Source organism: Pseudomonas sp. GM33 (assembly GCF_000282295.1).
GTDB lineage: Bacteria > Pseudomonadota > Gammaproteobacteria > Pseudomonadales > Pseudomonadaceae > Aquipseudomonas > Aquipseudomonas laurylsulfatiphila.
This window is the reverse complement of the sequence record NZ_AKJO01000018.1, coordinates 1-19,035: the sequence shown is the minus strand read 5'-3', so window position 1 is coordinate 19,035 and position 19,035 is coordinate 1. Positions and strand designations below refer to the sequence as shown.

At 59.4% G+C, this 19,035-nt stretch carries 18 protein-coding genes; 3 read left to right on the top strand and 15 right to left on the bottom strand.

Annotated features, from left to right (window positions below):
- Positions 1-53: 53 nt before the first annotated feature.
- On the bottom strand, positions 54-788 hold the full coding sequence (locus PMI26_RS25930) for a LexA family transcriptional regulator (protein ID WP_033047418.1): 735 nt from the start codon (positions 786-788) through the stop codon (positions 54-56).
- Between the two features lie 210 nt (positions 789-998).
- Between PMI26_RS25930 and mutS the strand changes: the two genes are divergently transcribed.
- Both mutS and fdxA read left to right on the top strand, forming a co-directional pair.
- The gene (gene mutS / locus PMI26_RS25935) at positions 999-3,578 is read left to right on the top strand and encodes a DNA mismatch repair protein MutS (RefSeq protein ID WP_007970736.1); all 2,580 of its coding nucleotides are present in this window, start codon (positions 999-1,001) and stop codon (positions 3,576-3,578) included.
- A gap of 142 nt (positions 3,579-3,720) precedes the next feature.
- Positions 3,721-4,044: a ferredoxin FdxA gene (gene fdxA, locus PMI26_RS25940; protein ID WP_007970729.1), complete on the top strand. Its 324-nt coding sequence runs from the start codon at positions 3,721-3,723 to the stop codon at positions 4,042-4,044.
- A 933-nt stretch (positions 4,045-4,977) separates the two neighbouring features.
- Here the strand turns inward: fdxA and rpoS are convergent.
- From rpoS to PMI26_RS25980, 8 genes are all read right to left on the bottom strand, one after another.
- A complete protein-coding gene (rpoS, locus tag PMI26_RS25945; RefSeq protein ID WP_007970728.1) occupies positions 4,978-5,985 on the bottom strand; it encodes an RNA polymerase sigma factor RpoS in 1,008 nt (335 codons plus the stop codon).
- 105 nt (positions 5,986-6,090) lie between these two features.
- Complete coding sequence (locus PMI26_RS30305; protein ID WP_007970727.1) at positions 6,091-6,948, bottom strand: peptidoglycan DD-metalloendopeptidase family protein; 858 nt, start codon at positions 6,946-6,948, stop codon at positions 6,091-6,093.
- Positions 6,949-7,159: 211 nt separating this feature from the next.
- Entirely contained in the window at positions 7,160-7,795 is a 636-nt protein-coding gene (locus tag PMI26_RS25955; protein WP_177323519.1) for a protein-L-isoaspartate(D-aspartate) O-methyltransferase, read from the bottom strand.
- Positions 7,796-7,836: 41 nt separating this feature from the next.
- Positions 7,837-8,586: a 5'/3'-nucleotidase SurE gene (gene surE, locus PMI26_RS25960; protein WP_007970725.1), complete on the bottom strand. Its 750-nt coding sequence runs from the start codon at positions 8,584-8,586 to the stop codon at positions 7,837-7,839.
- Positions 8,574-9,632, bottom strand: coding sequence for a tRNA pseudouridine(13) synthase TruD (truD, locus tag PMI26_RS25965; RefSeq protein ID WP_007970722.1), 1,059 nt, complete (start codon positions 9,630-9,632; stop codon positions 8,574-8,576). Before truD ends, surE begins: the two co-directional genes overlap by 13 nt.
- Entirely contained in the window at positions 9,629-10,102 is a 474-nt protein-coding gene (gene ispF, locus PMI26_RS25970; RefSeq protein WP_007970721.1) for a 2-C-methyl-D-erythritol 2,4-cyclodiphosphate synthase, read from the bottom strand. Before ispF ends, truD begins: the two co-directional genes overlap by 4 nt.
- Positions 10,103-10,145: 43 nt before the next feature.
- Complete coding sequence (fghA, locus tag PMI26_RS25975) at positions 10,146-10,991, bottom strand: S-formylglutathione hydrolase (RefSeq protein WP_007970718.1); 846 nt, start codon at positions 10,989-10,991, stop codon at positions 10,146-10,148.
- 8 nt (positions 10,992-10,999) lie between these two features.
- A complete protein-coding gene (locus PMI26_RS25980; RefSeq protein WP_007970717.1) occupies positions 11,000-12,112 on the bottom strand; it encodes an S-(hydroxymethyl)glutathione dehydrogenase/class III alcohol dehydrogenase in 1,113 nt (370 codons plus the stop codon).
- Positions 12,113-12,219: 107 nt separating this feature from the next.
- Between PMI26_RS25980 and PMI26_RS25985 the strand changes: the two genes are divergently transcribed.
- On the top strand, positions 12,220-13,116 hold the full coding sequence (locus PMI26_RS25985) for a LysR substrate-binding domain-containing protein (protein WP_007970714.1): 897 nt from the start codon (positions 12,220-12,222) through the stop codon (positions 13,114-13,116).
- A 156-nt stretch (positions 13,117-13,272) separates the two neighbouring features.
- On the opposite strand, the gene ispD is transcribed toward PMI26_RS25985, so the two are convergent.
- The 6 genes from ispD to tilS all read right to left on the bottom strand — a co-directional run.
- Complete coding sequence (ispD, locus tag PMI26_RS25990; protein WP_007970712.1) at positions 13,273-13,980, bottom strand: 2-C-methyl-D-erythritol 4-phosphate cytidylyltransferase; 708 nt, start codon at positions 13,978-13,980, stop codon at positions 13,273-13,275.
- A complete protein-coding gene (gene ftsB / locus PMI26_RS25995) occupies positions 13,977-14,255 on the bottom strand; it encodes a cell division protein FtsB (protein WP_007970710.1) in 279 nt (92 codons plus the stop codon). Before ftsB ends, ispD begins: the two co-directional genes overlap by 4 nt.
- 171 nt (positions 14,256-14,426) lie before the next feature.
- Positions 14,427-15,716, bottom strand: coding sequence for a phosphopyruvate hydratase (eno, locus tag PMI26_RS26000; protein ID WP_007970709.1), 1,290 nt, complete (start codon positions 15,714-15,716; stop codon positions 14,427-14,429).
- Positions 15,717-15,872: 156 nt separating this feature from the next.
- Positions 15,873-16,718 (bottom strand): 3-deoxy-8-phosphooctulonate synthase, encoded by an 846-nt coding sequence (kdsA, locus tag PMI26_RS26005; protein WP_007970708.1) that lies wholly within the window; start codon positions 16,716-16,718, stop codon positions 15,873-15,875.
- Positions 16,719-16,723: 5 nt separating this feature from the next.
- Positions 16,724-18,355: a CTP synthase gene (locus PMI26_RS26010; protein WP_007970707.1), complete on the bottom strand. Its 1,632-nt coding sequence runs from the start codon at positions 18,353-18,355 to the stop codon at positions 16,724-16,726.
- A 274-nt stretch (positions 18,356-18,629) separates the two neighbouring features.
- Positions 18,630-19,035, bottom strand: a 406-nt coding sequence (gene tilS, locus PMI26_RS26015; RefSeq protein ID WP_033047416.1) for a tRNA lysidine(34) synthetase TilS, incomplete at its 5' end; no start/stop codon positions are given.

Here is a 19,035-nt window from a genome sequence, read left to right as displayed (position 1 = left end):
CAGCGTGTTTTCACACAGCCTGCGGGAGCGGGTTTTATCGAGTAGAGCGGTTGTCAGCGGGCGTACATGCCCCACCAGAAGACGTGACCGAGGATAACGATCTGCTCTTCCTGGATTTCCTGGAAGCTGTAGTCCTCGTCCGGATGTTCGTCGCGGTTGAAGCTGCGCAGGCGAATCCCGGTCGGCAGGCGATACAGCTGTTTCACCCGAAGTTGTCCGTTGTGATTGATTGCATAAAGGTCGCCATCAACGATATCGCCGATGCCGCACTTGCCGGCATTGACCCCGACCGTCGCCCCGTCACGCAGTACCGGCAACATGCTGTTGCCCCGCACTGTCACGCACTTGGCCTGGTCGAACTGTACGCCGTTATGGCGCAGGCTACGTTTGCCGAAGCGCAGGCTAGAGCGCTCGCTTTCCTCGATGACGAATCTTCCCGATCCTGCGGCCAATTCAACCTCGCGAAGAAAGGGGACCGACACCTCGTCGTCATCGACAGGGGTATCGTCGTCCCACAGGCTTATGTCCTTGAGTTCCGAATGCACAGGAGCGCGCCCGGCATTGGCGGCGGGTGCGACGTCCGCGCGACCCCGCAATTGGTCGGTGCTCACGCAAAAGTACTCGGCGATCTTCGAAATATGTTTATCCGAAGGATCGACGATCTTCCCGCTGAGAATGCGCGAGAGCGTGGATTGAGGCACGCCGGTACGACGGTGAAGCTCCGTGGGGGAGATCCCGTGCTGGTCGAGCAATGCTCTTAAGACAGTAGATACGTTGCGTTTGTGCATACCGCGCATAGTGCTGGTTATTTTCGCAGAAAACAAATGCCCAATTGCATAATCGATGCATAACCTGTTTTTTGCATCGTAAAAGATGTCACCCGGCCGCGATGCCTGCGTCGGGTAGAGCGCCCATGGTAACCTTGCGCCCATCGCGGAAAAGCCCGGCCGTTGCCCCGCTTTTGCCCCACCTCTTTCAACGAGCTTCCTGACAATCCGATGAATAAAGCCGTCTCCGACCTCTCCTCCCACACCCCCATGATGCAGCAGTACTGGCGCCTGAAAAACCAGCACCCGGACCAGCTGATGTTCTACCGCATGGGCGACTTCTACGAGATCTTCTATGAAGACGCGAAGAAGGCCGCCAAGTTGCTGGACATCACCCTGACCGCCCGTGGGCAGTCGGCGGGGCAGGCGATTCCGATGTGCGGGATTCCTTACCACGCCGCCGAGGGTTACCTGGCGAAACTGGTGAAGCTTGGCGAGTCGGTGGTGATCTGCGAGCAGGTCGGTGACCCGGCCACCAGCAAAGGACCGGTAGAGCGGCAGGTGGTGCGCATCATCACGCCGGGGACGGTGAGTGACGAAGCGCTGCTCGACGAGCGTCGGGACAACCTGATCGCTGCCGTCCTGGGTGATGAGCGTCTGTTCGGCCTGGCGGTGCTGGACATCACCAGTGGCAACTTCAGCGTGCTGGAAATCAAGGGGTGGGAAAACCTGCTGGCGGAACTGGAGCGGGTCAACCCGGTGGAGCTGCTGATCCCCGATGACTGGCCCAAGGATTTGCCGGCGGAAAAACGCCGCGGTGTGCGTCGTCGTGCGCCGTGGGATTTCGAGCGCGATTCGGCGCTCAAAAGCCTGTGCCAGCAATTCTCGACCCAGGACCTCAAGGGCTTTGGCTGCGAAAATCTGACCCTGGCCATCGGCGCCGCCGGTTGCCTGCTGGCCTACGCCAAGGAAACCCAGCGCACCGCCCTGCCTCACTTGCGCAGCTTGCGTCATGAACGCCTGGACGACACCGTGGTACTCGATGGCGCCAGCCGTCGCAACCTGGAGCTCGACACCAACCTGGCCGGCGGCCGCGACAACACCCTGCAATCGGTGGTGGACCGTTGCCAGACTGCCATGGGCAGCCGCCTGTTGACCCGCTGGCTGAATCGCCCGTTACGCGATCTGACGGTGCTGTTGGCACGTCAGACCTCGATCACCTGCCTGCTCGACGGTTACCGCTTCGAAAGACTGCAACCGCAGCTCAAGGAAATCGGCGACATCGAGCGGATTCTTGCGCGGATCGGCCTGCGCAATGCCCGCCCGCGCGACCTCGCCCGCTTGCGTGACGCCCTCGGCGCACTGCCCGAACTGCAAGTGGCAATGACGGAGCTCGAAGCCCCGCACCTCCAGCAACTCGCCAGCATCACCAGTACCTACCCGGAACTGGCGGCACTCCTGGAAAAAGCCATCATCGACAACCCGCCCGCGGTCATTCGGGACGGCGGCGTGCTGAAAACCGGCTACGACAGCGAACTCGACGAACTGCAATCGCTCAGCGAAAACGCCGGACAATTCCTGATCGACCTCGAAGCACGGGAAAAGGCCCGCACCGGCCTGTCCCACCTGAAAGTCGGCTACAACCGCATTCACGGTTACTTCATCGAGCTGCCAAGCAAGCAGGCGGAGTCGGCACCCGCCGACTATGTTCGCCGCCAGACGCTCAAAGGTGCCGAGCGCTTCATTACGCCGGAACTCAAGGCATTCGAAGACAAGGCATTGTCAGCCAAGAGCCGCGCCCTGGCCCGCGAGAAGATGCTGTACGAAGCACTGCTCGAAGACCTGATCGCCCAATTGCCGCCCTTGCAGGACACTGCAGGCGCCCTGGCCGAACTGGACGTCTTGAGCAACCTGGCAGAGCGTGCATTGAACCTCGACCTGAACTGCCCGCGCTTCGTCAGCGAACCGTGCATGCGCATCAGCCAGGGCCGCCATCCGGTGGTCGAGCAAGTGCTGACCACGCCGTTCGTGGCCAACGACCTGAGCCTGGACGACAATACGCGCATGCTGGTGATCACCGGCCCGAACATGGGCGGTAAATCCACCTACATGCGTCAGACCGCTCTGATTGTGCTGCTGGCGCATATCGGCAGCTTCGTGCCGGCGGCCAGTTGCGAATTGTCGCTGGTCGACCGCATCTTCACCCGGATCGGTTCCAGCGATGACCTGGCCGGCGGGCGCTCGACCTTCATGGTGGAAATGAGCGAAACCGCGAACATTCTGCACAACGCCACCGAGCGCAGCCTGGTGTTGATGGACGAAGTCGGGCGCGGCACCAGCACCTTCGATGGTCTGTCCCTGGCCTGGGCGGCGGCCGAACGCCTGGCGCATCTGCGTGCCTACACGCTGTTCGCCACCCACTACTTTGAACTGACCGTCCTGCCGGAGGCCCAGCCGCTGGTGGCCAACGTGCACCTCAATGCCACCGAGCACAATGAACGCATCGTGTTCCTGCACCATGTGCTGCCGGGGCCGGCCAGCCAGAGTTATGGCCTGGCCGTGGCACAGCTGGCAGGCGTACCGACTGAAGTCATTACCCGCGCCCGCGAGCATTTGAGCCGCCTGGAAGACACCGCCCTGCCCCATGAGTCGCCAGCCCCTGCCAAAGGTAAACCGGCGGCTCCACAGCAAAGCGACCTGTTCGCCAGTCTGCCGCACCCGGTGCTGGATGACCTGGCCAAGCTTGATCTGGACGACATGACACCACGTCGTGCTCTCGAATTGCTCTATACACTAAAGACACGGATCTAACGCAGCGGCTTGCAAGCTGTTAGAATCTCGCGCGGTTTGGGATGCTGCTGGCTAATAGCCTGGCCAGCAGACTATCGCTCCCGAACCTGGCGACCCCTACGAGAAGGGGCGCAGCAAGCCGCGCCTGAGGAGAAAATTAGAAATGACCTTCGTCGTCACCGACAACTGCATCAAGTGCAAGTACACCGACTGCGTAGAAGTCTGTCCGGTGGACTGCTTTTACGAAGGCCCGAATTTCCTGGTGATTCACCCGGATGAGTGCATCGATTGCGCGCTGTGCGAACCTGAATGCCCTGCCGTGGCTATCTTCTCCGAAGATGAGGTTCCGGCCGGCATGGAGAACTTCATCGAGCTGAACGCTGAGTTGGCCGATATCTGGCCAAACATCACCGAACGCAAGGATCCAATGCCCGATTCCGCAGAATGGGATGGCAAGCCAGGCAAGATCGCAGACCTCGAACGCTGATTACCCCCGCGTTCGCGAAAAAGGCCCCACAAGGGCCTTTTTGCTTTTCTGCGGGCAAAAAAAGGGTTGTTCACGCAATGCCGGGGAACACCGATTACTGTATGAGCCGGTTTGCTGACGATGGCGGCCTCATGCCTGGCGGATTTTGTTGGTGGTGTGCCTATCCATTTCTGCGGTAACGGCCGCTTATGCTTCCGCCTTTACTGCGGGTCACTTGGAGGAGCGGAACGCCGCCCGGCCTGTAGGAGCGAGCTTGCTCGCGATGGAGGTCGTCACAGGTTGACGGACAGGCTCAGGGCGTGAGGGGGCGTGCACCGCAAAAGCACCGCGAGGCGAGATTACGCTCGGCCTCGTTGTTTGGTGGTGCACGCTTTCCCCTGTAGGAGCTGCCGCAGGCTGCGATCTTTTGATCTTCAGCAATCTCCAGATCGCAAAAACAAGATCAAAAGATCGCAGCCTCCGGCAGCTCCTACAGATAATTCGTTATCTGTGTTCCCCCGGGATTCCGTGAAGAACCAAAAAAAAGGGGCGGTTTGACCCGCCCACATTTTTTCCCTATTCCCTGTGTTCCTTTTCATCATCCTGATGAATCGCGTCCTGCGATTTCCATATCCCTCATCCTTGAAGGACGTGTCTGTCCGTCGACACAACCTCAATACTAGAGTGTTCCCCTGCGGGATCAATCGCCCCTTGGCGCGAAACCCAGCTGTCACACGTCCTTAATAATAAAAAATTGCCATATAAATCAAAAAAATAAAAACGAAAGGCGTTCAACATGGACGATTGCCAGGGTGTAAAAATAACGAACACTTACGCAAGTGTAAGCCTAGGCTTACAGCACGAAACCAAAATCCCGAGGGGATTCGGTATTCTGGCCAGGCAATAAAAAACCCCGAGCCAGTCGGGGTTTTTCATGCCATCGCAGTGAATGCCTTATTGGAACAGCGACTCACTCGACAGACCATTTTTTTCCAGGATCTCGCGCAGTCGCTTCAAGCCTTCCACCTGAATCTGCCGGACCCGCTCACGGGTCAGGCCGATTTCCAGGCCGACGTCTTCAAGGGTGCTGCTTTCATGACCGCGCAGGCCGAAGCGGCGTACAACCACTTCGCGTTGCTTGTCGGTCAGTTCCGAGAGCCATTGATCGATGCTCTGGGACAGGTCGTCGTCCTGCAACAGTTCGCATGGATCGGTCGGGCGGTCGTCAGTCAGGGTGTCGAGCAGGGTTTTATCCGAATCCGGACCCAGCGAGACGTCGACGGAGGAAACCCGCTCGTTAAGGCCGAGCATACGCTTGACCTCTCCCACCGGTTTTTCCAGCAGGTTGGCGATTTCTTCGGGTGAGGGTTCATGGTCGAGTTTTTGCGTCAGTTCCCGCGCAGCCCGCAGGTACACATTCAGCTCTTTGACCACATGGATCGGCAGCCGGATGGTCCGGGTCTGATTCATGATTGCGCGTTCGATGGTCTGGCGAATCCACCAGGTCGCGTAGGTCGAGAAGCGGAAGCCGCGTTCCGGATCGAACTTCTCCACCGCCCGGATCAAGCCGAGGTTGCCCTCTTCGATCAGGTCCAGCAGCGACAGCCCACGATTGACATAGCGTCGGGCGATTTTCACCACCAGTCGCAGGTTGCTTTCAATCATGCGCTTGCGCCCGGCCGGATCGCCACTTTGCGACAGGCGCGCAAAATGAACTTCTTCTTCGGGAGATAGCAGGGGAGAGAAACCAATTTCATTGAGATACAACTGCGTGGCATCGAGTGCCCGCGTGTAGTCAATGTACTTGTGTTGTTTCAACGATGCGGAGTGTTTGGATTTGGCACGAACGGAAGGTGGAGCCGCCCCTTCATCATTCGACATCGAATCCGTATCGATGCCGCTCTCCATCAGGAGAACCTCATCGTCGATGTCAAACTCCGGCACTTCTTTACTGAGAGCCATTGTTATAGTCCTTTGGTGAGTTCGACCTCAAGCTCAAGCGGCGCCTTTCTCCCTGGCAACGCTGGAGCCTGTCCCCTCTACGCGACGGAACAGGCTGGTAAGCGATCAACGACGTGGCAGGAATTGCAGCGGATCTACAGGTTTACCTTGGCGGCGAATCTCAAAATGCAGTTTCACCCGGTCTGTACCCGTTGACCCCATTTCGGCAATTGTCTGTCCGACCTTGACCTGCTGCCCCTCCCGAACCAACAGCCTGCGGTTATGTCCGTAGGCACTGACGTAGGTTTCACTGTGCTTGATGATCACTAATTCGCCGTAGCCCCTTAAGCCACTCCCGGCGTATACCACCGTCCCATCAGACGCAGCTAAAACAGGCTGTCCCAAATCTCCGGCGATATCAATTCCTTTATTCAAACTACCGTTTGAAGAGAATTTTCCAATCAGAATGCCATTAGATGGCCATCCCCAGCCCGTCGGGGCTGGCCCCGGAGGAGGCAAAGGAGCGGGGGCCGGCTTGCTCGCGACGGACGGTACAACCGTCGTTGTGCTGGTGGTCGTACCGTTTGCCGAACGACGGATGACCGTGGTTTTACTCGACGACGAAGGTGTTGAACTGGACGAGCTGACCACCGCCGTCGACGTTGAATCGGTACGACCATCAAAGCGAATCGTCTGACCCGGATGGATGGTGTAGGGCGCTGGAATATTGTTTCGGGCCGCCAGGGCCTTGTAGTCCCAGCCGTAACGGAAGGCAATGGAAAACAGCGTGTCCTTGGGACGCACCACGTATTGCCCGGTGGTGACCGCCGGACGCTGAGCCGCGGCATTGTTGCGATCCACGACACGCACATCACTGGATTTGTTGCTGGAACAACCGACCAGCAATGTACTCAAGACAAGGCCAGTCACCAGGCGCTGAAAGCTCGTTTTACTCATACGCTGCGCAATGACTGTGAGACTCACCCGCCGCTCCCTCTGTGGTGGCTGAAAATGTGAAATACCGGAGTCCGGCATGAACTGTCGCAAGTATAACGGGCCGTGCACGCTTTACCTTTAATGTGGCGAATCGTTGTCGCGCACACGTTTGCTGCCTGAAGATGAATCCCGTTGAAGCAATCGATGCCGCTGTAAGACAAAGGCAATCGAAGAGAATTCAGCGCGCCGAAACAAATGCTCAGGCCAATGGCCCATTGAGCAATGGCACGAAGCGCACAGCCCCCAGAACATGCCTGGAAAAACCTTGTTCCTCACGGATGATCAGCATCAATTGCTGGACTTCACCGGCCCCCACCGGGATCACCATCCGGCCTCCGGGTGCCAACTGGTCAAGCAATGCCTGGGGCACGTCAGTCGCCACGGCAGTGACGATAATCCCGTTGTACGGCGCCAGTGCCGGCCAGCCTTCCCAACCATCGCCCCAGCGGAACACCACGTTGCGCAGGTTCAGTTCGACCAGACGTTCCTTTGCCCGATCCTGCAGAACCTTGATGCGCTCGACCGAGAACACTCGCTCGACCAGTTGCGACAGCACCGCCGTCTGATAACCCGACCCGGTGCCGATTTCCAGCACCTTGTCGAGAGGACCGGCCTCCAGCAGCAGCTCGCTCATGCGCGCCACCATATAAGGCTGGGAGATGGTCTGGTTGTTGCCAATCGGCAGCGCGGTGTCTTCATAGGCACGGTGCGCCAGCGCTTCGTCGACGAACAAGTGGCGCGGGGTCCGGCGAATGACCTCCAGCACCTTCGCGTTGGAAATGCCTTCTTCATACAGGCGCTGGATGAGCCGCTCCCGGGTTCGCTGGGAAGTCATGCCGATGCCGCGACGCAGCATATCGTCTTGTTCGCGACCCATCAGCGCAGCCCCTCCAGCCAGCCGTCCAGACTTCTGAAGGCATCATTGAACGTGCGATCCAACTGCAGCGGCGTGATCGAAACATATCCCTGCATCACCGCATGGAAATCGGTCCCCGGCCCACCGTCCTCGGCATCCCCGGCCGCGGCGATCCAGTAACCGGACTTGCCCCGCGGATCTACCACCTTCATCGGTGCTGCGGCTCGGGCGCGATGCCCCAGGCGAGTCAACTGAATACCGCGAATACGGTCCAGCGGCAAATTGGGAATGTTCACATTCAGTACCGTTCGCGGTGGCAGATCCAGCTCGGCATGGGCTTCGACCAGCTTGCGCGCGAAATGGGCAGCTGTGGGAAGGTTCTCTACCTGGCGTGAGACCAGCGAAAAGGCAAACGAAGGGCGTTTCAGGAAACGCCCCTCAAGGGCCGCCGCCACCGTGCCGGAATACAGGACATCGTCCCCCAGGTTCGCACCCAGGTTGATACCGGAAACCACCATGTCCGCTTCGCGCTCCAGCAGGCCGTTGAGGCCCAGGTGCACACAATCGGTTGGCGTGCCGTTGAGGCTGATAAAGCCGTTGGCCAGGGTTTGCGGGTGCAACGGACGGTCGAGCGTCAGCGAACTGCTGGCGCCGCTCTTGTCCTGGTCCGGGGCGATAACCACGCACTCGGTGTAATCCGCCAGCGCAGCATAAAGCGCGGCGAGACCGGGTGCTGTTACCCCATCGTCGTTAGAAATCAGAATACGCATGGGCTGTCCGTCTGCCCCACCGGCACCAGATCAACAAGCTCACGCACCAATACGGTGGCGAAGCATCCGGCCGGCAGGACGAATTCCAGTTGCAGAATGTCCAGCGAGGGATAATGCCACGTCAACCCGCCAATGGGCAGCCGCAGGATGCGACGTTCGTGGCTCATTCCGGCGCTGATCAACCAATCGCGAAGGTCCGCTTCGCGTGCAGCAATCGTCTGCTCCAGTTCATGGACAACCCCCGTGGCCGGCGAGTCACCTTCGCCCCACTGCGGACCGGTCGGGTGCAGATCGAGAATTGCCAGGCGCGGGTCGCTGCACTCGGCTTCGCCCGCCGGGAAAAAGCTGCGGCTGTCAGTGAACGCCAGCAGATCGCCCACCTGGGCACGCTGCCAGGTGCCGTCGGCGACACGTGCGGCCAATACCTGGTTGAACAGAAAACTGCGCGCCGTGGAGAGCAGCCGCGAGCGCACGTTGCGCTGCTCCGGCAAGGCCTTGCGCGCGGCCCAGGCGCGAGCATCGACGACGTTGCCGCCGTCATGGCCGAAACGCTGGGCGCCGAAATAATTGGGGATGCCTTGTTTGGCGATCAGTTGCAGGCGCTCTTCAAGCGCAGGCTTGTCACCGGCGAACTGCGTCAGGCGCAAGGTGAAGCCGTTGGCAGAGTGCGCGCCACGTTGCAGTTTGCGCTTGTGGCGGGCGGTCTTGAGGATCTTCAGCGTATCGTTTTCCGCGGCTGCCAGATCAGGGTCGGCCTTGCCCGGCAATTGCACGCTGAACCACTGGCGAGTCAACGCCTGACGGTCCTTGAGCCCGGCATAACTGACGGTACGCAAGGGCACACCCGCAGCCTTGGCAATCCGTCGCGCCGCTTCTTCAGTATTCAGGCCGCGCTTTTCCACCCATATCCACAGGTGTTCGCCTTCGCCACTGAGGGGAATGTCGAGGACTTCGTCGACCTGGAAATCTTCCGCGATCGCCTTAAGGACCGCCGTGCCGAGAGCCTCACCGTAAGCCCGCGGGCCGAGCAATTGCAGTTCGTTCATGCGCGCAGCAACAAGGCAACGGAGTGCACGGCAATGCCTTCTTCGCGACCGACAAAGCCGAGCTTTTCGGTGGTGGTAGCTTTCACGTTCACTTGATCCAACTCTACTTGAAGATCCGCGGCAATCAGCGCGCGCATCGATTCGATATGCGGGGCCATTTTCGGCGCCTGGGCGACGATGGTGTTGTCGACGTTACCGACTTTCCAGCCTTTGGCATGGACTAGCGCGACGACGTGACGCAACAGCGCACGGCTGTCGGCGCCCTTGAATTGCGGGTCGGTATCCGGGAAGTGCTTGCCGATGTCGCCCAGCGCCGCGGCGCCGAGCAAGGCATCGCTCAAGGCGTGCAAGAGGACGTCACCGTCAGAGTGGGCGAGCAGCCCGAAGCTGTGTGCAATGCGCACGCCGCCCAGAGTGATGAAATCGCCTTCAGCGAAACGGTGCACATCATAGCCGTGGCCAATACGCATAAAAAAACGCCCCGATTTTTGTCAGGGCGTGATTCTACCTGCATTAGCCAACCAGAGCATGCGCGTGATGCCGCAAGTGCTCTTCGATGAAACTGGCGATGAAGAAATAGCTGTGGTCATAGCCCGGTTGCAGGCGCAACGTCAGCGGATGACCGGCCAGTTTGGTCGCCTGCTGCAAGGCTTCAGGCTTGAGCTGGGTGGAGAGAAAATCGTCGCGATCCCCCTGGTCGACCAGCAGCGGCAACTTTTCATCAGCCTCGGCAATCAACGCGCAGGCATCCCATTCACGCCATTTCGAACGGTCCTCTCCCAGGTAGCGGGAGAAGGCTTTCTGCCCCCAGGGACAATCCATCGGATTGTTGATGGGCGAGAACGCCGATACCGAACGATAACGCCCTGGATTGCGCAACGCACAGACCAGCGCGCCGTGGCCGCCCATGGAATGTCCGCTGATGCCACGCTTGTCCGACGCCGGGAAATGGGCTTCAACCAATGTCGGCAATTCCTGCACAACGTAGTCATGCATCCGATAGTGTCGCGACCAGGGTTCCTGGGTGGCATTCAGATAAAACCCGGCGCCGAGGCCGAAGTCCCAGGCGCCATCCGGATCGCCTGGCACATCAGGACCGCGAGGGCTGGTGTCCGGTGCGACGATGATCAGCCCCAACTCGGCGGCCATGCGCATGGCGCCGGCCTTCTGCATGAAGTTTTCGTCGGTGCAGGTCAGGCCGGACAACCAGTACAGCACCGGCAGCTTGCCGCCCTGCTCCGCCTGCGGCGGCAGATAGACGGCGAACACCATGTCGCAGCCAAGCACTTGCGAGCGATGGCGATAGCGTTTGTGCCAGCCACCGAAGCTTTTCTGGCAGGAGATGTTTTCCAGGCTCATGACAGACCTCAGAAGTGGATGACGGAGCGGATGCTTTTTCCTTCATGCATCAGGTCAAACGCCTTGTTGATATCTTCCAGGCCCATGGTGTGCGTGATGAAGGTATCCAGCGGAATCTCACCGCTCTCGGCCATTTCCACATAGCTCGGCAACTCGGTACGGCCACGCACGCCGCCGAACGCCGAACCGCGCCAGACGCGGCCGGTGACCAGCTGGAACGGACGGGTGGAGATTTCCTGGCCGGCACCGGCAACACCGATGATGACCGACTCGCCCCAACCCTTGTGGCAGCACTCCAGTGCCGCGCGCATCAGTTGCACGTTGCCGATGCACTCGAAGGAAAAGTCGACGCCACCGTCGGTCATGTCGACGATGACTTCCTGGATCGGACGATCGAAGTCTTTCGGGTTCACGCAATCGGTTGCACCCAGCTGTTTGGCGATCTCGAACTTCGCCGGGTTGATGTCGATGGCGATGATGCGGGCAGCCTTGGCTTTGACCGCGCCAATCACAGCCGACAGACCGATGCCGCCGAGGCCGAAAATGGCCACGGTATCACCCGGTTTCACCTTGGCGGTGTTGAGCACGGCACCGATACCGGTAGTGACGCCGCAGCCCAGCAGGCAGACCTTTTCCAGTGGCGCCTCCTTGGCGATTTTCGCAACGGAAATCTCCGGAAGCACGGTGTACTCGGAGAAGGTCGATGTGCCCATGTAGTGGAAAATCGTTTCGCCCTTGTAGGAAAAACGCGAAGTGCCGTCGGGCATCAAGCCTTTGCCCTGGGTCGCACGAATCGCCTGACAGAGGTTGGTCTTGCCCGACAGGCAGAATTTGCACTGGCGACATTCCGGGGTGTACAGCGGGATCACATGGTCGCCTACCGCCACGGAGGTCACACCCTCGCCGATGGCTTCGACGATCGCCCCGCCTTCGTGACCGAGGATCGACGGGAAGATGCCTTCCGGATCAGCGCCGGACAAGGTGTAGGCATCGGTATGGCAGACACCGGAGGCCACCACGCGCAGCAAGACTTCGCCGGCCTTGGGCATGGCGACATCGACTTCAACGATTTCGAGGGGTTTCTTGGCCTCGAAGGCAACGGCGGCGCGCGACTTGATCATGATGGCTCTCCAGTGAATAAAAACGAGACAGGGAGTGTAATACATGGCCAGGCGATGAATAATCGACGCAAATGCAAAATATTATTGCCACACAGGGATAATCATCGATGTCCGAAAACCGCTGGGAAGGGATCGACGAGTTTGTCGCCGTTGCCGAGTGCAACCAGTTCACCGCTGCGGCGGAACGCCTGGGGGTTTCGTCCTCCCATATCAGTCGACAAATCGTACGCCTCGAAGAGCGCCTGCAAACCCGTTTGCTCTACCGCAGTACACGCCGGGTCGCGCTGACCGAGGCCGGGCAAACGTTCCTGCAACATTGCCAACGTTTGCAGGACGGCCGCGAAGAGGCGCTGCGCGCGGTGGGCGACTTGACCAGCGAGCCCAAAGGCATGCTGCGCATGACGTGCGCCGTGGCTTACGGTGAACGTTTCATCGTGCCGCTGGTGACCCGTTTCATGGGACTGTATCCGCAATTGCGCATCGATATCGAATTGACCAACCGGCAACTCGACCTGGTACATGACGGCCTCGATCTGGCGATCCGCCTCGGGCGCTTGCAGGATTCACGGCTGGTTGCCACCCGCCTCGCACCACGGCGTATGTTTCTCTGCGCATCACCCTCCTACCTTGAGCGCTACGGCCGGCCCCACAGCCTGTCGGAACTGAGCCGCCACAACTGCCTTGTCGGCAGTTCGGATCTCTGGCAACTGGAGCAGAACGGGCGGGAATTTTCCCAGCGAGTCCAGGGAAATTGGCGATGCAACAGTGGGCAAGCCGTACTGGACGCGGCGCTACAGGGCGTGGGGTTGTGTCAGTTGCCGGACTATTACGTGCTGGAGCATTTGAAGAGCGGCGCATTGATTTCGTTGCTGGAGGCGCACCAACCGCCTAACACCGCGGTTTGGGCTCTTTATCCACAGCAACGGCATTTGTCGCCGAAGGTGCGCAAGTTGGTGGATTATTTGAAGGAGGGGTTGGCTGAAAGGCCGGAATACCGAAGCTAACTGGCGTGTCAACAAGATGCCGGTGCCCAGACTACCGCTATCGCGAGCAAGCTCGCTCCCACAGTGGACGGGGTCGAACACAAATCTTGTAAACGCCAACAAACCCTGTGGGAGCGAGCTTGCTCGCGATTGGGGGCAGCACAAAACCAATGTCAATCAGTGACGATTAGCCCAACGCTGCCTCAACCATTCAAGATCTTCGGGACGCGTCACCTTGAGGTTATCGGACCGCCCTTCGATCAGGCGTGGTGCCGAACCGGCCCACTCCATGGCCGAAGCTTCGTCGGTAATAACGGCATCGGCCACCAGGCTGTCCGCCAACGCCCGATGCAATGCCCCAAGGCGAAACATCTGCGGCGTGTAGGCCTGCCAGATCACACTGCGATCCACGGTTTCGAGCACACGACCGTGCTTGTCGACCCGTTTGAGCGTATCCCGTGCCGGAACCGCCAGCAGTCCGCCGACAGGGTCGTCAGCCAGTTCAGCCAGCAACTTGTCCAGATCGTCGCGACTTAGGTTCGGCCGTGCGGCATCGTGAACCAGCACCCAATCCTCATTGTCAGCGCCCTGCGCATGCAGGTGCAGCAAGGCATTGAGCACCGATCCGGAACGTTCGGAACCACCCTCGACCCGAACAATACGCGGGTCACTGGCACACGCCAGGTTCGGCCAATAAGGATCGTCGACAGCAAGACTGACCACCAGGCCTTTCAGGCAAGGGTGATCAAGGAAACAGCCGAGGCTGTGTTCGAGAATAGTGCGCCCGCCCAGTTGCAAGTATTGCTTGGGACGGTCCGCGGCCATACGGGCACCGACGCCCGCGGCAGGAATCACGGCCCAGAAGGCCGGTAACGTCTGGCTCATTGCGCCAACTGGTAAAGGGTTTCACCGTCCTTGACCATGCCCAACTCATGGCGAGCCCGCTCTTCAACGGTCTCCATGCCCTTTTTCAACTCACTGACTTCGGCGTCCATTACCCGATTGCGCTCCAGCAATGCCTGGTTCTCAGCTTGCTGATCCGCGATCTGCTGCGTCAACTCGGCCACTTGCGCCAGACTGCCGTTTCCCACCCACAGGCGGTACTGCAGGCCAGCCAGCAACAAAAGCAGGATGAGGAACAACCAATTGGGACTGCGCATCGAATATCAGGTATCCAGTGAAAAAAGACAGCCATGCCAAACGTGAAGCTTCTGATAGCACGAAGCCTGGAAGAACCAGGCTTGTGCTGATAAGGCATCAGATTAGTGGCAAAAACGTCGCTGTAGCGATTTTTCCGACACAATCCGGTGTCTTTTTTACCACGTACTTACTCAGCCGCGGAATTCGCCGCGACCGTTGTACTTGGCCTTGCCGTTCAACTGCTCTTCGATACGCAGCAGTTGGTTGTACTTGGAAACGCGATCGGAACGGCACAGAGAGCCGGTCTTGATCTGGCCAGCCGAGGTACCCACGGCCAGGTCGGCAATGGTCGAATCTTCGGTTTCGCCGGAGCGGTGCGAGATCACGGCGGTGTAACCGGCAGCCTTGGCCATCTGGATGGCTTCCAGGGTTTCGGTCAGGGTGCCGATCTGGTTGAACTTGATCAGGATCGAGTTGGCGATCTTCTTGTCGATGCCTTCTTTCAGGATCTTGGTGTTGGTGACGAACAGGTCGTCGCCTACCAGTTGGGTCTTCTCGCCGATCTTGTCGGTGAGGATCTTCCAGCCAGCCCAGTCGGACTCGTCCAGGCCATCTTCGATGGAGATGATCGGGTAACGCTCGGTCAGGCCTTTGAGGTAGTCGGCGAAACCTTCGGCGGTGAACACCTGGCCTTCGCCGGACAGGTTGTACTTGCCGTCTTCGTAGAATTCGCTGGCCGCGCAGTCCAGGGCCAGGGTCACGTCGGTGCCCAGCTTGTAACCGGCGTTGGCCACGGCTTCGGAGATCACTTTCAAAGCGTCTTCGTTGGAAGCCAGGTTCGGCGCGAAACCACCTTCGTCACCGACGGCAGTGCTCAGGCCACGGGCCTTCAGTACGGCTTTGAGGTGGTGGAAAATCTCGGTGCCCATGCGCAGACCTTCCGAGAAAGACTTGGCGCCAACCGGCTGAACCATGAATTCCTGGATGTCGACGTTGTTATCGGCGTGCTCGCCGCCGTTGATGATGTTCATCATCGGAACCGGCATCGAGTAGACACCCGGGGTGCCGTTCAGGTTGGCGATGTGAGCGTACAGCGGCAGGTCCTGGTCCTGCGCTGCGGCCTTGGCGGCAGCCAGGGAAACGGCGAGGATCGCGTTGGCGCCCAGGTAACCTTTGTTTTCAGTACCGTCGAGCTTGATCATTGCCAGATCGAGCGCTTTCTGGTCGCTTGGGTCCATGCCTTTTAACAGGTCTTTGATCGGACCGTTGATGTTGGCTACGGCCTTCAGAACACCCTTGCCCAGGTAACGGCTCTTGTCGCCATCACGCAGCTCGAGCGCTTCACGCGAGCCAGTGGAAGCACCGGACGGCGCGCAGGCGCTGCCGATGATGCCGTTATCGAGAAGCACGTCCGCTTCCACGGTGGGATTGCCACGGGAGTCGAGAACTTCACGACCTTTGATGTCGACGATTTTAGCCATTGTTGTAAACACTCCAAAGTTGACGAAAACGACGCAGCTGTAGGAAATCTTTGATCGTCGGCAAGCGAGGTGCAGCGGGCAGTCTTGCAGACGACAAGGCTCAGGCCCGAGGGCCTGAGCGTTAAATCGTGCGGTACTTTACCGGAGAATTGAGGATTACGCGGTTTCTACCGTCGGAAAACTCTTCACCAGTTCGTCCAGGGCTTTGAGCTGGGCCAGGAATGGCTCCAGTTTGTCCAGGCGCAAGGCGCAAGGACCGTCACATTTGGCGTTGTCCGGATCCGGGTGGGCTTCCAGGAACAGGCCGGCCAGCGATTGGCTCATGCCGGCCTTCGCCAGGTCGGTGACCTGGGCGCGACGACCGCCGGCGGAATCGGAGCGACCGCCAGGCATTTGCAGCGCGTGGGTCACGTCGAAGAACACCGGGTATTCGAACTGCTTCATGATGCCGAAGCCGAGCATGTCGACGACCAGGTTGTTGTAGCCGAAGCTCGAACCACGCTCGCAGAGAATCAACTGATCATTACCCGCTTCCACACACTTGTTCAGGATGTGCTTCATTTCCTGAGGGGCGAGGAACTGGGCTTTCTTGATGTTGATCACGGCGCCCGTTTTGGCCATCGCGACCACGAGGTCGGTCTGGCGCGACAGGAAGGCCGGCAACTGGATGATGTCGCAGACTTCAGCGACGACCGCGGCCTGGTCAGGCTCGTGGACGTCGGTGATGACCGGCACGCCAAAGGCTTGCTTGATGTCCTGGAAGATGCGCATGCCTTCTTCCAGGCCAGGACCACGATAGGAGGTCACAGAAGACCGGTTGGCCTTGTCGAAACTGGCCTTGAACACGTAAGGGATACCGAGCTTTTCGGTGACCTTCACATACTCTTCGCAAACCTGCATGGCCATGTCACGGCTTTCCAGCACGTTCATGCCGCCGAACAGCACCATGGGTTTGTCGTTGGCAATCTCGATGTCGCCGACGCGGATGATCTTCTGTGCCATCGGGGTTACGCCTTCTTCTGGTGTTGAGCCAACGCGGCCTTGACGAAACCGCTGAACAGCGGATGACCGTCGCGTGGCGTCGAGGTGAACTCAGGGTGGAACTGGCAAGCGACGAACCATGGATGATCCGGTGCTTCAACCACTTCAACCAGTGCGCCATCCCCGGAACGCCCGGAGATTTTCAAACCGGCTTCCATGATTTGCGGCAGCAGGTTGTTGTTCACTTCGTAGCGATGACGGTGACGCTCGACGATCACGTCCTTGCCGTAGCAGCCATGAACCAGGGAACCCGGCTCCAGCAGGCAATCCTGCGCGCCCAGGCGCATGGTGCCGCCCAGATCGGATGCTTCGGTACGGGTTTCGACCGCGCCGGTGGCATCTTCCCACTCGGTGATCAAGCCCACTACCGGGTGACCGCTTGCACGATCGAACTCGGTGGAGTTGGCGTCTTTCCAGCCCATCACGTTACGGGCGAACTCGATAACGGCGACCTGCATGCCCAGGCAGATGCCCAGGTACGGAACCTTGTTTTCGCGAGCGTATTGAACGGCAGTGATCTTGCCTTCAACGCCACGCAAACCGAAGCCGCCCGGTACCAGGATGGCGTCGACGCCTTCGAGCAGCGCGGTGCCCTGGTTCTCGATGTCTTCGGAATCGATGTAGCGCAGGTTGACCTTGGTACGGTTGCTGATGCCGGCGTGACTCATCGCTTCGATCAGCGACTTGTAGGCGTCCAGCAGCTCCATGTACTTGCCGACCATGGCGATGGTGACTTCGTGCTCAGGGTTGAGCTTGGCGTCGACCACGGCTTCCCACTCGGACAGATCGGCGCCGCCACACTGCAGGCCGAAGCGCTCGACGACGAAATCGTCCAGGCCCTGGGAGTGCAGGATGCCCGGGATCTTGTAGATGGTATCGGCGTCTTCCAGCGCGATCACCGCACGTTCTTCAACGTTGGTGAACTGCGCGATCTTGCGACGTGACGACACATCGATCGGGTGATCGGAGCGGCAGACCAGCACGTCTGGTTGCAGGCCAATGGAGCGCAGTTCCTTGACTGAGTGCTGGGTTGGCTTGGTCTTGGTTTCACCGGCAGTGGCGATGTAAGGCACCAGTGTCAGGTGCATCAGCATCGCGCGCTTGGCGCCGACTTCGAAACGCAGTTGGCGGATCGCCTCGAGGAATGGTTGCGATTCGATGTCACCCACGGTGCCACCGATCTCGACCATGGCCACGTCAGCGTCGCCGGCACCCTTGATGATGCGGCGCTTGATTTCGTCGGTGATGTGCGGGATCACCTGGATAGTTGCACCCAGGTAGTCACCACGGCGCTCTTTGCGCAGGACGTGTTCGTAGACACGGCCGGTGGTGAAGTTGTTGTTCTGGGTCATGGTCGTGCGGATGAACCGCTCGTAGTGACCCAGGTCCAGGTCGGTCTCGGCGCCGTCGTGGGTGACGAACACTTCACCGTGCTGGAACGGGCTCATGGTGCCCGGGTCGACGTTGATGTACGGGTCCAGCTTCAGCATGGTGACCTTAAGTCCCCGCGCCTCCAGGATGGCCGCCAATGATGCCGATGCAATGCCTTTCCCCAATGAAGAAACAACACCGCCCGTGACGAATATGTAGCGCGTCATGAAAAACCCTAGAAGTCTGCGTTAAAGCGGTCCGAGCCGCCGGGGAAAGCGAAGGAAGGCCGAAGCCCCCGATCACCTGCATTAATCACAGTGCACCTTTCAAAAAAACCGCCGCGTTGGGACAGACCGGGAAATGAATCACCGGTTCGTTGCTCGCTACACATTTTTTGGAATCGCCCAGCAAAGACTGCTTGGTAATCGGCAACTCCTGCAATTCAGGCGAATCCACAGAAGTTGTATCAAGAAGGGAGCGTAGTCTACCGGAAAGCCCCTTTCAGCTCAAACCTTGATCTTCGTTCAGTGGCTGCCAATGCAAATGCCAGTTACCGATCGCACCACCATCGAGCCCGTTGAGGTTCGCTACCGCCAGCAATTGCCCCTCTTTGTAGAGCAGCGGCAATCTGCCGCGCACGAAGGAAGGTACAGCGCTTTCATTGAGCAAACGTTTCAGATCCCGATGGCCACGGCCTGGCAAAGCCATGACCTCTCCCCCTTCACGATAGCGGATCTGTAACGGGCCATCGGGGATTTGCCCGGTGAGCGACAGCATGCCGTTGTCCGGAATTACCAGTGGTGAACGCGGGTCCTGCCACGTTCCGGCCACAGGCAGAGGGCGCAACCAGCGGCCCGACAACCACCAGATCCGCCCGCCAGCCCGATGCAGCTCGCCATCGGCCAGC

Coding starts and splice junctions, on each gene's coding strand:
- ftsB (WP_007970710.1), bottom strand. CDS start 14,255: ATGCGCAGTCCCAATTGGTTGTTCCTCATCCTGCTTTTGTTGCTGGCT.
- PMI26_RS25930 (WP_033047418.1), bottom strand. CDS start 788: ATGCACAAACGCAACGTATCTACTGTCTTAAGAGCATTGCTCGACCAG.
- surE (WP_007970725.1), bottom strand. CDS start 8,586: ATGCGTATTCTGATTTCTAACGACGATGGGGTAACAGCACCCGGTCTC.
- kdsA (WP_007970708.1), bottom strand. CDS start 16,718: ATGGCACAGAAGATCATCCGCGTCGGCGACATCGAGATTGCCAACGAC.
- fghA (WP_007970718.1), bottom strand. CDS start 10,991: ATGAGCCTGGAAAACATCTCCTGCCAGAAAAGCTTCGGTGGCTGGCAC.
- mutS (WP_007970736.1), top strand. CDS start 999: ATGAATAAAGCCGTCTCCGACCTCTCCTCCCACACCCCCATGATGCAG.
- PMI26_RS26010 (WP_007970707.1), bottom strand. CDS start 18,355: ATGACGCGCTACATATTCGTCACGGGCGGTGTTGTTTCTTCATTGGGG.
- rpoS (WP_007970728.1), bottom strand. CDS start 5,985: ATGGCTCTCAGTAAAGAAGTGCCGGAGTTTGACATCGACGATGAGGTT.
- PMI26_RS25955 (WP_177323519.1), bottom strand. CDS start 7,795: ATGACTTCCCAGCGAACCCGGGAGCGGCTCATCCAGCGCCTGTATGAA.
- PMI26_RS25980 (WP_007970717.1), bottom strand. CDS start 12,112: ATGATCAAGTCGCGCGCCGCCGTTGCCTTCGAGGCCAAGAAACCCCTC.
- ispD (WP_007970712.1), bottom strand. CDS start 13,980: ATGAGCCAGACGTTACCGGCCTTCTGGGCCGTGATTCCTGCCGCGGGC.
- fdxA (WP_007970729.1), top strand. CDS start 3,721: ATGACCTTCGTCGTCACCGACAACTGCATCAAGTGCAAGTACACCGAC.
- truD (WP_007970722.1), bottom strand. CDS start 9,632: ATGAACGAACTGCAATTGCTCGGCCCGCGGGCTTACGGTGAGGCTCTC.
- ispF (WP_007970721.1), bottom strand. CDS start 10,102: ATGCGTATTGGCCACGGCTATGATGTGCACCGTTTCGCTGAAGGCGAT.
- eno (WP_007970709.1), bottom strand. CDS start 15,716: ATGGCTAAAATCGTCGACATCAAAGGTCGTGAAGTTCTCGACTCCCGT.
- PMI26_RS25985 (WP_007970714.1), top strand. CDS start 12,220: ATGTCCGAAAACCGCTGGGAAGGGATCGACGAGTTTGTCGCCGTTGCC.